Origin of the sequence: uncultured Roseibium sp. (assembly GCF_963675095.2) — a bacterium.
Taxonomy (GTDB): Bacteria; Pseudomonadota; Alphaproteobacteria; order Rhizobiales; family Stappiaceae; genus Roseibium.
Genome location: NZ_CAXXSJ010000063.1, coordinates 20,612 through 33,924 on the forward strand (window position 1 = coordinate 20,612; position 13,313 = coordinate 33,924).

Consider the following 13,313-nt stretch of genomic DNA (forward strand, 5'->3'; position numbering starts at 1 on the left):
GGAAGAAATTGCCGATTTTGCCATTTGTGCCGGGCCGGGAGGTTTCCGGGTGTGTCGGCTGCATTTCTGCAAATGTCTGAAAAATAATGTGTATTTCCGTCGGAAGGCATTGTGGCACGCTGTTTGCGGATGATCTGCCGAACAACTGGGCGCATGCCCTATAGCTTGATGAGGAAGTAAAATGGGTATCTACGGGGCTATCAATTCGGCGGTCTCTGGCCTCACGGCACAGGCGCAGGCCTTGGAAAATATTTCCGGTAACGTCTCGAACTCGCAAACGACGGGTTACAAGCGCCTGGACACGAGCTTTTCCGATCTCGTGGCTGGTGGCGGTACCCGGCAGGCGGACCAGGTGTCCGGCACCACCTATGCGACCTCGCGCGCAACCAATACGGTGCAGGGCGATATCTCGGCTTCGGACGTCGATACTTATATGGCCATCAGTGGTGAGGGCTATTTCGTCGTGACCTCCGCGGCCGATGTCGTCGACGGTCAGACGACGTTTCAGGATGCGTCCTATTATACCCGCGCCGGCGACTTCGAGTTGAACGACAGCAACTATATGGTCAACGCCTCGGGTTACTTCCTGAAGGGGTTCGAGCTGGATGCGACGACCGGTAACGTGAAGGGCAATTCTCCGACCGTTATCCAGATCAGCGATCAGCCGCTGGCAGCGCAGGCAACGACCCAGATCGATTACCAGGCGAACCTGCCGCGTGTCCCCGATACGACGGACTATGACGATTCCGACGAAGATACCGCGCTCCTGGGAGCTGCGCTCGCCGGTGCGAACATTTCATCGGCCAACGAAAGCACCTTCCTGGATCAGTCCATCACCGGTGGCTCGACCACGGTCTATAACCAGAACGGTACCGCGATGAACGTGGAAGTCCGCTGGGCCAAGACGCTGAATGCAGATGCGGGTGTGCCGCAGGACGATACGTGGGCTCTGTACATCAGCAGTGGCGGCAACGACCCGGCATGGCTGGAAGTCGGCACGGTCAACTTCACCAGTTCGGGTGTCATGCAGACCCTCACCGCCGGCGCCAACGGCACGGTGAACGGCACCAGCAACGGTTTCGATATCGCCACCCTGACCGTCGGCGACGTGACCGCGACCAACATCGAGTTTTCACTCTCCGGCGGGTCTCTGACCCAGTTCTCCGATCCGACGGGTGTCGCGACCTCCGTCGCCGTGGATCAGGACGGCTATGCAGCCGGTGAACTGGAGGGCATTTCGATCGATGAATCGGGCCGGATCAACGCAAGCTACTCGAACAACCAGACCCGGAGCCTTTACCGGATCCCGCTTGCCACATTCGATGCGGAGCAGAACCTGAAGCGTGTTGACGGTTCCGCCTTCGCGGCCACTCCGGACTCCGGCGAGGCGGACCTGACCGGTGGCGGCACGATCAGCGCGAAGTCGCTTGAGCTGTCCAACGCAGATATCGCTTCGGAGTTTTCCAAGCTCATCGTCACGCAGCAGGCCTATTCGGCGAACTCGCGGGTCGTCACCTCCGCCCAGGGCATGCTCGACGATGCCCTGAACATGATCCGTTAATGCCAACAAGCGCTTCGGCGGAGCCTGAGGGCTCCGCCGGGAAGTTCCCGAGTATCGATTTTTAAAGGGGCGTAGCCATGGGTCTTACATCCGCCTTGAATACGGCGCGGTTCGGTATCGACTACAATCAGAAGCAGATTGAGGTCACCGCCGCGAATATCGCGAATGCGGACCAGGTCGGCTACACGGCCAAGAAGGTCTCCGTCGATGTGTTCTTCGACGGCCAGGGCAACGTTTCCGGCATTCAGTCGACCCAGGTTACCCGGATCATCGATGAGCGGATCCAGGCTGCCTATTTCGGCTCCCTCGCCGAAACCAACTATTCCTACCAGATCGCGGATTACACCGGCCGGCTCGACGAAATCATCGGGACCATCGAAGATGGATCCAGCATGACGTCGCTTGCGACCGAAATGTCGAACACGCTGTCGTCGCTGGTCAACGATCCGAGCAGCTATGCGGCCCAGCAGGAAGTCATCTCGGCTGCGCAGGGTTTTGCCCGGGAACTCAATTCCTCCTATGCCGAAATCAACGAAATGCGTCAGCAGGCCGATGATGCGCTGGCACAACAGGCGGACAAATTGGGCGACCTGCTGCAAAGCATGGAAGACATTGACGAATCGCTCGACGAAGCCCGCGCGGCCGGCCTTTCGACCGCGGATCTGCTCGACGAGCGTGACCGCTATATCGAGCAGCTTTCCGGTTTGCTCGAAATCAAGATCACCGACCAGGGGGAAGGCAATCTCCTGATCCGGACCGCGAACGGCCAGCAGCTTTACGCCAACGGCAAGGCCTCTACCGTAGCCTTTAATTCAACTGCCGCGTTGCAGCCCGGGAAAGCAGGCGGGACGATCGCCGTTACCACCCCCGGCGGAACGACTTTCGACCTTCTGCAGAACATCGAATCCGGCAGCATCGGCGCCTTGGCGGAACTTCGCGACGAAATCCTCGTCGAGGCCCAGACCCAGCTGGACACGATCGCGGCGGAGATGTCGCTTGCGTTTTCAAACGTCACCGTGGACAGCACGGCAACGACAGTGGGGCTGGAGAGCGGATATACGCTCGACCTCTCGGCCCTGCAGGCCGGCAACACGGTTTCCCTGACCTATCAGGACACAGCCGGCGATACCCATGAAGTCACTTTTGTCGCGGTAGAAGACGCGACTTTGCTGCCGCTTGCCAATTCCGCTACCGCCCGTGCGGACGACACCGTCTACGGGATCGATATCTCGAGCGGGAATACCGCCAACTACGTGACCCAGATTATCGCCGCGCTGGGCGGAACCAACCTGAATGTCAGCGATGACGGTTCCGGCAATCTGCAGGTCCTCGGCGACACCGGCACGAACACGATCGTCGACAGTCTGACGGCAGATGTCACAGTGAGCAGTTCGACGGATCAGGGACTCGGACTGGCGCTCTTCGTCGATAAGACCGAAGGGGTCAATGATTTTACGGATGCGTTGGAGGACGGCGGTCAAAGACTGGGTTATGCTTGGGGTATCGCGGTCAATCCGGCTCTGGTGGCGGATAGTTCTCAACTGGTGAACTATCAGACCACGCCATCCGTGAATTCACCCAACGACCCGGCGCGGGCCCAGTATCTGTTGAATGCCCTGACAAATGACACCGTCGCCTTCGATTCCGGTGCCGGGATCGGGAATGCGGCAAGTCCCTACCAGGGCACCGTCATGCAATACATCAACCAGGTGACGGCTTATCAGGGCAACCAGGCAGAAGATGCCGAGACCTATAGCAATGCCCGGGATACGGTCACGACCAATTTCGCGGCACGCTACGAGGAAAGCTATTCGGTCGATGTCGATGCCGAGTTGGCCTTTCTGATCGAGCTGCAAAACGCCTACGCCGCCAGTGCGCGGGTGATGCAGACGGTCAACGAGCTTTATGAAACCCTGCTGAACAGCATATAGGTGCGTTATGCCTGTTGGTTCCCTAGTAACATCGCGGTCTTATCTGTCTAAACAGCTGACGAGCATTCACAAGGCGCTCACCGAAAAGTCGACCCAATTGTCGACCGGCAAGGTGTCAACGACCTATGGTGGGGTCGGGGACAATCGTCTTCTCGATCTGCAGCTGACACAGAAGATCGGCCAGATCGATTCCTACCAGGAAACGATCACCCGGGCGAACCTGCATCTCAAAACCATGAACCTGACCCTCGATCGGATGGAAGGCCTGCGGTTGGATGCTAAATCGGCCTATGATCCCAATGACTTCGAGCTGGAAGCCGACGGCCAGACCCAGACGCAGTCGACTGCCGAACTGCTGCTTCACGAAACTGCCAACCTGCTGAATACCGAGGTTGCCGGATATTATCTTTTCGGCGGCACCGACACGACCAACAATCCGGTGGCGGATATCGACACGATCATGAACGGATCCGGATCGCTGGCCGGGTTCCGCACGATTTCGGATGAATATGTCCAGGCCAACCTCGGCGCGAACAACAATGGCCGGTTGGATATTTCAGCGCTGACAACCAACTATCTGGGCCTCATCCCGACGGATTCCACGTTCACGATCGCCGAAGACGGTGCTCATGATTTCGGGTTCGATATCTCGTCGGTCACCAACGGCCTGAGCAACACGACCATCACAGGTCCTGGCGGCGGTGATCCGGACAGTTTTGACGTGACTCTGACTGGCCAGCCGGTCCAGGGTGAAACCATCTCGATCGAGTTCACCCTGCCGCCGAATCACACCGACACCTATACCCTGGAATTGACAGCCGCCGACAGCCAGGCTGGCGAGAACCAGTTCCTGATCGGGGCGGATCTTGAGGAAACGACCCAGAACCTGCGCGATGCGATCTCGTCGGCCCTGGAGGAAGAGGCGCAGACCAACCTGAAAGCCATCGCCAATCAGTGGGCCGCGGACGAGTTTTTCGACACCTACAACGGCGGGACCACGATGCGCGTCGATGGTCCGCCCTATGACACGGCAACCGGCGTGGTCGACGGCAGCGCGACAACGGTTGCCTGGTACACCGGTGAAAACTCCGTCACCACCAATCCGCGCGAAGACAAAAGAGCTGTCATCGATACCAACCTGACGCTCAACTACGGCGCGCGGGCCAACGAGCAGGGCATCACGGATCTGATGAAGTCGCTGGCCACCTTTGTGGCGGCAGATTTCTCCGGCGGAACCACGACCGACGAGAAGTATTACAATACGCTCTCGCAGAACATGCGGACCGTCGTTTCCCCGGTGGGGGAGAGCCAGTCGGGCATTTCTAACATTGCAACGGATATCGCCATAGCCTACCGGACCCTGGAGATGACGGACGACCGGCATACGCAGATGAAGTCCAGTTACCTGACGACCGTCGGTGAAATCGAGGGGGTAGACAACGACACCCTTGCGATGGAAATCCTGCAGCTTCAGACCAATCTGGAGACGTCCTACAGGGCGTCTTCGATCGTGTTCCAGTTGAGCCTGGTCAACTATATCTAACATCCCCGCAGCGGGATCTGAGCGCTACGCAATAAAAAACCGGGGCATCGGATGCCCCGGTTTTTTTATCGGTCCTGGCGGATGATTTATTCGGGCCGGGCCCGCAGCCCTTCAGCGATGCTGCGGTTGATCGAAATCATCACGTTGAGTTTTTCAGGCTCGGGATTGGCGAGAACATTCATGGTCTGCTTGAAGATGAAAACCGCAAGCGAAGCGAGATTGTTCTTGATGTCCTGGGGAAGTTCGCTTTCCGCACTCGTTGCCGAGGTGACCAGGACGGTCCAGAGCTTGCGATTATAGGCGAGGGCTTCGTCCTTTTCCGCAAACGACGACTCGTCCCATTCGTCCTTAATCAGTTGAAGCCGGGCGGCCGCCTTCATCAGAAGGTTCGCTTCCAGCTCCCTCGGCGACACTGCCACCTGACTCGTCTTCTGGTAAGCCTGCGCTGCCTGTTTGTACATGGCCTATCAGCGTCCTCTCGTACTCAATAAGCTTACGTGCTTCTTTCAGTGCTTTATAGAAGGCGCCGGTTAGGATTGAATTACTGATCCTGGTTATATAGGGGATCGTACTCGGTGCGGCCTTCACAATGTCATTCACGAGCGTGAAGTAATTCTCCTGAATCTTCTCCACTGCATTGGACAGATACATGAGCTGAACCGCCAGATAGACGCGTTTAGCCGGAGTATCTGCGGTGGCCGGCGTGAGAATGTCCTTTTCCCTGAGAATTGGCGCCTGGCCTTCGATAAAAAGACGGGTCCGCTGGTTATCATTGGTAATCACGCTGTCACCAATAATAATGCGTTCGCCCGGTTTCAGCTCGACCTTGAGCGCCATTCCGTGACCTCCAACCAAAAGTATGGCGTTGAAACGTTAACCAAAAGGTAAATTGCTGCCAGCAAAACCTTAACGTTATTAACCTTGTTGATCAGCCGAAGAGGCTAAGAACGCTCTGCTGGGCCTGGTTGGCGAGCGAGAGAGCTGTCGAGGACAGCTGCTGGCGGGTCTGGAGTGCCAGCATGTTCGCGCCTTCCTCGTTCATGTCCGCGATCGTCAGGTTTCCTGCCCCGACCTCAAGCGTGTTGATCAACTCTTCCGTGAAATCGGTTCTGATCTGAACCGTCGACAGGCTCGCTCCGAAGGAGCTTGCCGATGATCGAAGCTCGTCGAGCGCGGCATTGATTGCCTGCAGCGTTCGTTCGATATCCGTGTCGTCCTTGAAGCCGGAGTCCGTCGCGGTCAGATTGACCGTCCCGTCGGTCGTTGCAAAGGCCCCGATATTGAAGTCCGAATTGGTGCTCGTGATCTTGAAGGAGACCTCGCCGATCAGGCTGATGCTGCCGGCAGAAAACGATCCGTCCAGGCCCTTGACCGTGTTGATCAGTTTCATGAGATCGTCGACGGTCGTATTCGCATCGATTTCGATCGATGCGGCCTCGAAGCCGTTTCCGTCCGCGAGGTAAAGAATGTCGCCGGCCTCGAAATTGCCAGAGCTGATGAGGGTCGCGGTCGAGCTCATTGCGGTCGTGGTCAGGGTCGTCGGCGTCGGAGTCGCCGTCACACCGCCGTCGGTTACCGCACCGCCGCCGGTGGCATCCTTCGCAATGCTCAGGGTAACGCCGGTGCCGAGACCGGAAATGACGCTGATCTGGTCGGTGGCCTCGTCGAAGGAGGCTTTCAGCCCGCCCATGTCATCGATCGCGTTGACATAGTCCTGAACCGTCGTGATCGTGACGCCGACCGTGTAGGTCTTGGTCGTCGTGCCGTCGGAGATGGAGATGATGTTGCCGTTGGCCCAGTTGGCCATGTCGGTCAGATTGGAAGAGGCCTGCAGACCTGTCAGGTCGAGGACCGTCGAGCCCGAGGCGACGGCAAAGGAGGACGTTGCTCCGGCCCCTTCCGCAAGGTCCTGAAGGTTCAGCCCGGTTTCCAGGGTGGTATCGGTGAAATCCACGGGTTCGACGGTCAGGTTCGAAGAACTGTTCTCGTTGAAGATGACTTCCAGAGCGTTGCCGATGCCGGCCAGAAGGTTCTTGCCCTTATAGTCAGAGTCCCGTGCGAGGTCTTCGATCTGCTCCAGCACGTTGTTGTACTGCTTGGCGAAGACCTTGCGCTGGTATTCGCTCTGGTTCTGAAGCGCCTGGTTTGCGATCGCCTTTGCGGATTCAACGAGCTTGGTGACACCGTTGATACCGTCTTCCGCGGCCCTAATCGTCTGCACCGCCTGGCCCATGTTGTCCAGGAGATTGCTCAGATCGCTGGCCCGGGAGTTCAGGGAGGCTGCGGTGAAGTAGGAATTCGGGTTGTCGAGCGCCGAATTGACCTTCAGCCCCGTTGCGAGCCGGTTCTGGGTGGTGGACTGCAGCTTGGCAGTGCTTTTCAGCGACAGAAGATTATCCCGAACAGCACTGGAAAGGACAATATCGCTCATGTGGGCTCACCGCGTTCATTCAAGACACTTCTGGAGTTACCTTCACGGGGAAGGTAGTTTGGTCAGAGTGTAAATGGAAAGTTAACGGGCGATGCACCTGTTAATGTTTTGGAAACAGAAGTTACCAAAAGCTTTCTTTTAAGTGATTGAAAAAGCGGACTAATTTTTGAAGGCCGAAAATCGTCCTCAGACCGGAAAACGTAAAAACGGCGGGATTTCTCCCGCCGTTCCTGATTGTCAGCTTGTGAGTCGTGCGTCTGACTGATTCTACGCCGCTTAGAAGAGCGACAGCACTGTCTGGTCCGCCTGCGACGCGAAGGACAGTGATGTGGAGGCGAGCTGCTGGCGGGTCTGAAGGGCCAGAAGGTTCGCGCCTTCCTCGTTGGTATCAGCCAGGGTCAGCTTGCCGGCGCCTTCCTGGAGCGTGTTGATCAGGGACTTTGTATAGTCCTGCCTGATTTCGACGGTGGACAGGTTGGTACCGAATTCGGAGGCCTGGGATCTGAGGTTCGACAAGGCGTTGTTGAGCCTGTCGACAACCTTGTTGATCGCATTATCCGTCGCGAAGCCGGAGTCCGACAAGGCGGCGATCGTGACCCCGTCGGAATCGGCCGTGAAGTCTACCGCGTTGAAGTCGGTGTTGGTACTGGTCAACCCGAGGTCGGTTTCACTTGTGAGTGCGAGCTTGCCGGTGGTGGTGTTGAAGCTTGCCGTCACGCCGTTGAAATCGTTCAGGAAGTCCTTGAGATCTTCAATGGTGGTGTCATCTTCGATTTCCAGCGAACCGAGTTCGTAGTTGTTGCCGTCTGTCAGGGTGATGACGTCGCCCACGGCGTAGGAGCCGGAGCCGGACAGGGTGGTCGTGAGCGTTGTGAAGGCGGTTGCATTGACCGCCGTCAGCTGGCCGGTCGTTGAAGCACTGCTGGAAATATACAGATCGTCATTCGAGATGACCGTAAGCTCGCCTGTTGCTTCATCGAATTCGGCCCGTACCCCTGCGATGCCGTCGATATGATCAATCAGATCCTGAACGGTAGCGCCAGCCGTAACTGCAAAGTCATACGCGCCAATCTGGGATGTCGTGGAATAGCCGGCCGTATCGAAGAAGGTAATGGTGTTCGTTGTCGACAGGCCCATGTTATCGGCCAAGAGCGAACTGGAGTTCAGGGTCGGGCCGTTGGTCGACTCCTTGAGCACGAACGAGTTTTTCCCGCCTTCGAGCTGGAAGGAAGTGGCGCCGCCCTGGCCTTCGGCAAGGTCCGAAAGGTTGAGGCCGGTGGAAAGCGCTGCGTCGGTGTAGTCGACCGCAGAAATCTTCAGCTTGGACGTGGCGTCTTCGTTGAAGATCGTGGTCAGGTCGTTACCGTCGCCGCCGAGCAGGTTCTTGCCCTTGTAGGAGGAGTCCTTGGCGACGTCCTCGATCTGCTTCAGCAGGTTGTTGTACTGAGCCGTGTAGGTCTTGCGTTCGTACTGGCTCTGGGTCTGCAGCGCCTGGTTGGCTTTCGCCTTGGCGGTTTCGACCAGATCCGTAATCGTCTGAATGCCTTCGTCGGCCGCTTTCAGGGTCTGGAGCGACTGACCCATGTCATCGAGCAGGGTCGAAAGGTCGTTCGCACGGCTGCTGAGGCCGGAAGCGGTAAAGAAGGAATTCGGATTATCGAGGGCCGAATTCACCTTCAGCCCGGTCGCCAGCTTGTTCTGGACGCCTGACATCAGGTCAGCTGTTGTTTGGAGCGTAAGGAGATTCTGCCTGACGGCAGCCGACAGGGTAATGTTGTCAGCCATCTGTGTGTCCCTTTCCTGGGTCCCATGTTCTGCTGCTCTTCCTGAGCAGGTTGCTTAGGATCATGGTTTGTTAACCCTAATCAATGGTTAACTCGTCGCAATTTACGGTTAACGGACGGTTAACGCGTTGAATCTCAAGCAGGTTCTGAAAAGGGGGCAAGATGGGGGCGCGAAGGCGGATGCCGCGGAAATTGGCGGAAAAAAGCGGATAAAAGCGGACAAAAAAACGGCGGGCAAAAGCCCGCCGTTTCTGTTTTTCGTCGACTGTCTTAAGTGGCTTAGAAGAGCCGCAGGACGTTCTGGTCGGCCTGGGCTGCCAGGGACAGCGAGGTCGAGGCGAGGGACTGCTGGGTCTGCAGAGCCAGCAGGTTCGCGCCTTCCTCGTTGGTGTCGGCCAGGGTCAGCTTGCCCGCACCTTCTTCCAGAGTGTTGATCATCTGGGTGGTGAAGTCCTGGCGGTTCTGCACGATCGACAGGTTGGTACCGAAGGTCGATGCCTGAGACCGCAGCGTGTCCTGAGCCTTTTTCAGCTTGGTCAGGGCCGCGTCGATGTTGGCGTCGGTGGCAAAGCCGGAGTCGGTGCCGTTGGTGGTGAAATCGGCCGGCGTGGAGTTGCTGGACGATGTGGTCAGCTTGAACTCGGACGTCACCGTCAGCGTGTTGGTGGCGAAGGCGGCACTTGCACCGTCGACGTCATCGTACAATGCTTCCAGATCGGCAATGGTCGTGGTCGCATCGATGGTGAGCGAACCGACTTCCGAACCGTTGGCATCGGTCAGGGTGATGACATCACCGCTGCTGAAGTTGGCCGTAGAGTCCAGCGTGGTTCCTGCCGAGCCGGTAACGGCAAGCGTTGCCGTGCCGGTCGTGGCGGTTGCCAGGTCGGACAGGTTCAGACCGGTGGTGCTGGTGGTGTCGGTAAAGTCGACTGCGGTGATTGCCAGCGAAGACGTGCCGTCTTCGTTGAAGGTCACCGAGAGGTCGTTACCGGTGCCGCCGAGCAGGTTCTTGCCCTTGTATCCGGAATCCTTGGCGAGATCCTCGATCTGCGTCAGGAGCTCGTTATACTCCTTGGCATATTGAGACCGTTCGGCCTGGCTGGACGTCTGGGAAGCCTGATTGGCCTTCGCCTTGGCGGCGTCGACCAGATCGGAAATCGCGGTGATCCCCTTGTCGGCTGCTTTCAGGGTCTGGACCGACTGGCCCATGTCGTCGAGCAGGGTGGAAAGGTCGCTTGCGCGGTTTTCCAGGCCCTTTGCCGTGAAGAAGGAGTTCGGATTGTCCAGAGCGGAGTTGACCTTCTTGCCGGTCGACAGCTTTTCCTGGACAGAGCTCATCAGAGTGGAGGTGGCCTGCAGTGCGTTCAGGTTGGAACGAACGGCACTGGAAATCGTAATGTCACCCATTTTTACTTCCTTTCTAGGAGTACGCAAAACTAAAGACCCGTCCTGGGTCTCAGGTGAGATCAAAGCTTTATTCAGGAAAACAACTTGTAAAAATATATGGTTAGCGGTGGTTAACCTTAACGAAGTGTTGCAAATAAAAAAGTGGCGGAACTGGGTCCGCCACTTCTTGTCTTGTCGGTCTGACGGTGTCTTAGAAGAGCCGCAGGACGTTCTGGTCGGCCTGGGCTGCCAGGGACAGCGAGGTGGAGGCGAGGGACTGCTGGGTCTGCAGAGCCAGCAGGTTCGCGCCTTCCTCGTTGGTGTCGGCCAGGGTCAGCTTGCCAGCACCTTCTTCCAGCGTGTTGATCATGCTGTTGGTGAAGTCCTGACGGTTCTGAACGATCGACAGGTTGGTACCGAAGGTCGATGCCTGAGACCGCAGTGTGTCCTGAGCCTTCTTCAGCTTGGTCAGGGCGGCGTCGATGTTGGCGTCTGTGGCGAAGCCGGAATCGGTGCCGTTGGTGGTGAAGTCGGCCGGCGTGGAGTTGCTGGACGACGTGGTCAGCTTGAACTCGGACGTCACCGTCAGCGTGTTGGTGGCGAAGGCGGCACTCGCGCCGTCGACGCCATCGTACAATGCTTCCAGATCAGCGATCGTCGTGGAGGCGTCGATGGTGAGTGAACCGACTTCCGAGCCGTTGGCATCGGTCAGGGTGATGACATCACCGCTGCTGAAGTTGGCCGTAGAGTCCAGCGTGGTTCCTGCCGAGCCGGTAACGGCAAGCGTTGCCGTGCCGGTCGAGGCGGTTGCCAGGTCAGACAGGTTCAGGCCGGTCGAGCTGGTGGTGTCGGTAAAGTCGACTGCAGAGATTGCCAGCGAAGACGTGCCGTCTTCGTTGAAGGTCACCGAGAGGTCGTTACCGGTACCGCCGAGCAGGTTCTTGCCCTTGTAGCCGGAATCCTTGGCGAGATCCTCGATCTGCGTCAGGAGCTCATTATACTCCTCAGCATACTGGGCCCGTTCGGTCTGGCTGGACGTCTGGGAAGCCTGGTTGGCCTTCGCCTTGGCGGCGTCGACCAGATCGGAAATCGCGGTGATCCCCTTGTCGGCTGCTTTCAGAGTCTGGACCGACTGGCCCATGTCGTCGAGCAGGGTGGAAAGATCGCTTGCGCGGTTTTCCAGGCCCTTTGCCGTGAAGAAGGAGTTCGGATTGTCCAGAGCCGAGTTGACCTTCTTGCCGGTTGCAAGTTTTTCCTGCACCGAGGTCATGAGCTTGGAGGTGGACTGAAGAGCATTCAGGTTCGAACGCACAGCGCTCGAAATCGTGACGTTAGTCGCCATGGTGCTTCCTTTCTAGGAGTACGCAATACAGACCCTTCCTGGGTCGGACGAAGCGAAGACTGCACGGCGAAAAGTAAACAAACGTAAAGAAATATGATTACGAAGTTTATAACCTTAAGGCAAATTGAAAGTGAATATATAAATGGCGGGGTATTCCCCGCCATCTACTTGATTTTATTGGCGGTGACTTAGAAGAGCCGCAGGACGTTCTGATCGGCCTGAGCTGCCAGAGACAGCGAGGTCGAGGCGAGGGTCTGCTGGGTCTGCAGGGCCAGCAGGTTCGCGCCTTCCTCGTTGGTGTCGGCCAGGGTCAGCTTGCCGGCGCCTTCTTCCAGGGTGTTGATCATCGCCTTGGTGAAGTCCTGACGACCTTCGACGATCGACAGGTTGGTACCGAAGGTCGATGCCTGAGACCGCAGCGTGTCCTGAGCGCTTTTCAGCTTGGTCAGGGCCGCGTCGATGTTGGCGTCGGTGGCAAAGCCGGAATCGGTGCCGTTGGTGGTGAAATCGGCCGGCGTGGAGTTGCTGGACGACGTGGTCAGCTTGAACTCGGACGTCACCGTCAGCGTATTGGTGGCAAAAGCGGCACTCGCGCCGTCGACGCCATCGTACAATGCTTCCAGATCGGCAATGGTCGTCGAGGAGTCGATGGTGAGCGACCCGACTTCCGAGCCGTTGGCATCGGTCAGGGTGATGACATCACCGCTGCTGAAGTTGGCCGTGGAGTCCAGCGTGGTTCCTGCCGAGCCGGTAACGGCAAGCGTTGCCGTGCCGGTCGAAGCGGTTGCCAGGTCGGACAGGTTCAGACCGGTCGAGCTGGTGGTGTCGGTAAAGTCGACAGAGGAGATCGACAGAGAAGACGTGCCGTCTTCGTTGAAGGTCACCGAGAGGTCGTTACCGGTACCGCCGAGCAGGTTCTTGCCCTTGTATCCGGAATCCTTGGCGAGATCTTCGATCTGCGTCAGGAGTTCATTGTACTCCTTGGCGTACTGACTACGCTCGGACTGGCTGGAGGTCTGCAGGGCCTGGTTGGCCTTTGCCTTGGCGGAGTCGACCAGATCGGAAATCGCGGTGATCCCCTTGTCGGCTGCTTTCAGGGTCTGGACCGACTGGCCCATGTCATCGAGCAGGGTGGAAAGGTCGCTTGCGCGGTTTTCCAGGCCCTTTGCCGTGAAGAAGGAGTTCGGATTGTCCAGAGCGGAGTTGACCTTCTTGCCGGTCGACAGCTTTTCCTGGACAGAGCTCATCAGGGACGACGTTGCCTGAAGAGAGTTGAGGTTCGTGCGCACCGCACTTGAAATAGTAATGCTACCCATAACAGAGTTCCTTCTGATT

General features: G+C 57.7%; 10 protein-coding genes. 3 read left to right on the plus strand and 7 right to left on the minus strand.

Annotated features, from left to right (window positions below; translation table 11 throughout):
- The first annotated feature begins 181 nt into the window (after nucleotides 1-181).
- The 3 genes from ABIN98_RS25225 to ABIN98_RS25235 all read left to right on the plus strand — a co-directional run bounded on the left by ABIN98_RS25225 (nucleotide 182) and on the right by ABIN98_RS25235 (nucleotide 5,035).
- Nucleotides 182-1,561, plus strand: coding sequence for a flagellar hook-basal body complex protein (locus ABIN98_RS25225; protein ID WP_346914368.1), 1,380 nt, complete (start codon nucleotides 182-184; stop codon nucleotides 1,559-1,561).
- A 77-nt stretch (nucleotides 1,562-1,638) separates the two neighbouring features.
- Nucleotides 1,639-3,492 carry a flagellar basal body rod C-terminal domain-containing protein gene (locus ABIN98_RS25230; protein ID WP_346914370.1) on the plus strand — a complete coding sequence of 618 codons (1,854 nt, stop codon included), beginning with the start codon at nucleotides 1,639-1,641 and terminating at the stop codon, nucleotides 3,490-3,492.
- Between the two features lie 112 nt (nucleotides 3,493-3,604).
- The gene (locus tag ABIN98_RS25235; protein WP_346914372.1) at nucleotides 3,605-5,035 is read left to right on the plus strand and encodes a flagellar protein; all 1,431 of its coding nucleotides are present in this window, start codon (nucleotides 3,605-3,607) and stop codon (nucleotides 5,033-5,035) included.
- A gap of 86 nt (nucleotides 5,036-5,121) precedes the next feature.
- Here ABIN98_RS25235 and flaF read toward each other — a convergent pair whose 3' ends face one another.
- The 7 genes from flaF to ABIN98_RS25270 all read right to left on the minus strand — a co-directional run bounded on the left by flaF (nucleotide 5,122) and on the right by ABIN98_RS25270 (nucleotide 13,294).
- On the minus strand, nucleotides 5,122-5,496 hold the full coding sequence (flaF, locus tag ABIN98_RS25240) for a flagellar biosynthesis regulator FlaF (protein ID WP_346894548.1): 375 nt from the start codon (nucleotides 5,494-5,496) through the stop codon (nucleotides 5,122-5,124).
- Nucleotides 5,384-5,872: a flagellar biosynthesis repressor FlbT gene (gene flbT, locus ABIN98_RS25245; RefSeq protein WP_346914374.1), complete on the minus strand. Its 489-nt coding sequence runs from the start codon at nucleotides 5,870-5,872 to the stop codon at nucleotides 5,384-5,386. Before flbT ends, flaF begins: the two co-directional genes overlap by 113 nt.
- Nucleotides 5,873-5,963: 91 nt before the next feature.
- Nucleotides 5,964-7,466, minus strand: coding sequence for a flagellin (locus ABIN98_RS25250; protein WP_346914376.1), 1,503 nt, complete (start codon nucleotides 7,464-7,466; stop codon nucleotides 5,964-5,966).
- Between the two features lie 276 nt (nucleotides 7,467-7,742).
- Nucleotides 7,743-9,251: a flagellin gene (locus ABIN98_RS25255; protein ID WP_346914379.1), complete on the minus strand. Its 1,509-nt coding sequence runs from the start codon at nucleotides 9,249-9,251 to the stop codon at nucleotides 7,743-7,745.
- Between the two features lie 278 nt (nucleotides 9,252-9,529).
- Nucleotides 9,530-10,657, minus strand: coding sequence for a flagellin (locus ABIN98_RS25260; protein WP_346914381.1), 1,128 nt, complete (start codon nucleotides 10,655-10,657; stop codon nucleotides 9,530-9,532).
- A gap of 190 nt (nucleotides 10,658-10,847) precedes the next feature.
- Complete coding sequence (locus tag ABIN98_RS25265; RefSeq protein ID WP_346914383.1) at nucleotides 10,848-11,978, minus strand: flagellin; 1,131 nt, start codon at nucleotides 11,976-11,978, stop codon at nucleotides 10,848-10,850.
- A gap of 188 nt (nucleotides 11,979-12,166) precedes the next feature.
- Nucleotides 12,167-13,294: a flagellin gene (locus ABIN98_RS25270; protein WP_346914385.1), complete on the minus strand. Its 1,128-nt coding sequence runs from the start codon at nucleotides 13,292-13,294 to the stop codon at nucleotides 12,167-12,169.
- Nucleotides 13,295-13,313 lie beyond the last annotated feature (19 nt).

Coding starts and splice junctions, on each gene's coding strand:
- ABIN98_RS25265 (WP_346914383.1), bottom strand. CDS start 11,978: ATGGCGACTAACGTCACGATTTCGAGCGCTGTGCGTTCGAACCTGAAT.
- ABIN98_RS25250 (WP_346914376.1), bottom strand. CDS start 7,466: ATGAGCGATATTGTCCTTTCCAGTGCTGTTCGGGATAATCTTCTGTCG.
- ABIN98_RS25260 (WP_346914381.1), bottom strand. CDS start 10,657: ATGGGTGACATTACGATTTCCAGTGCCGTTCGTTCCAACCTGAACGCA.
- ABIN98_RS25255 (WP_346914379.1), bottom strand. CDS start 9,251: ATGGCTGACAACATTACCCTGTCGGCTGCCGTCAGGCAGAATCTCCTT.
- ABIN98_RS25270 (WP_346914385.1), bottom strand. CDS start 13,294: ATGGGTAGCATTACTATTTCAAGTGCGGTGCGCACGAACCTCAACTCT.
- ABIN98_RS25225 (WP_346914368.1), top strand. CDS start 182: ATGGGTATCTACGGGGCTATCAATTCGGCGGTCTCTGGCCTCACGGCA.
- ABIN98_RS25230 (WP_346914370.1), top strand. CDS start 1,639: ATGGGTCTTACATCCGCCTTGAATACGGCGCGGTTCGGTATCGACTAC.
- flaF (WP_346894548.1), bottom strand. CDS start 5,496: ATGTACAAACAGGCAGCGCAGGCTTACCAGAAGACGAGTCAGGTGGCA.
- flbT (WP_346914374.1), bottom strand. CDS start 5,872: ATGGCGCTCAAGGTCGAGCTGAAACCGGGCGAACGCATTATTATTGGT.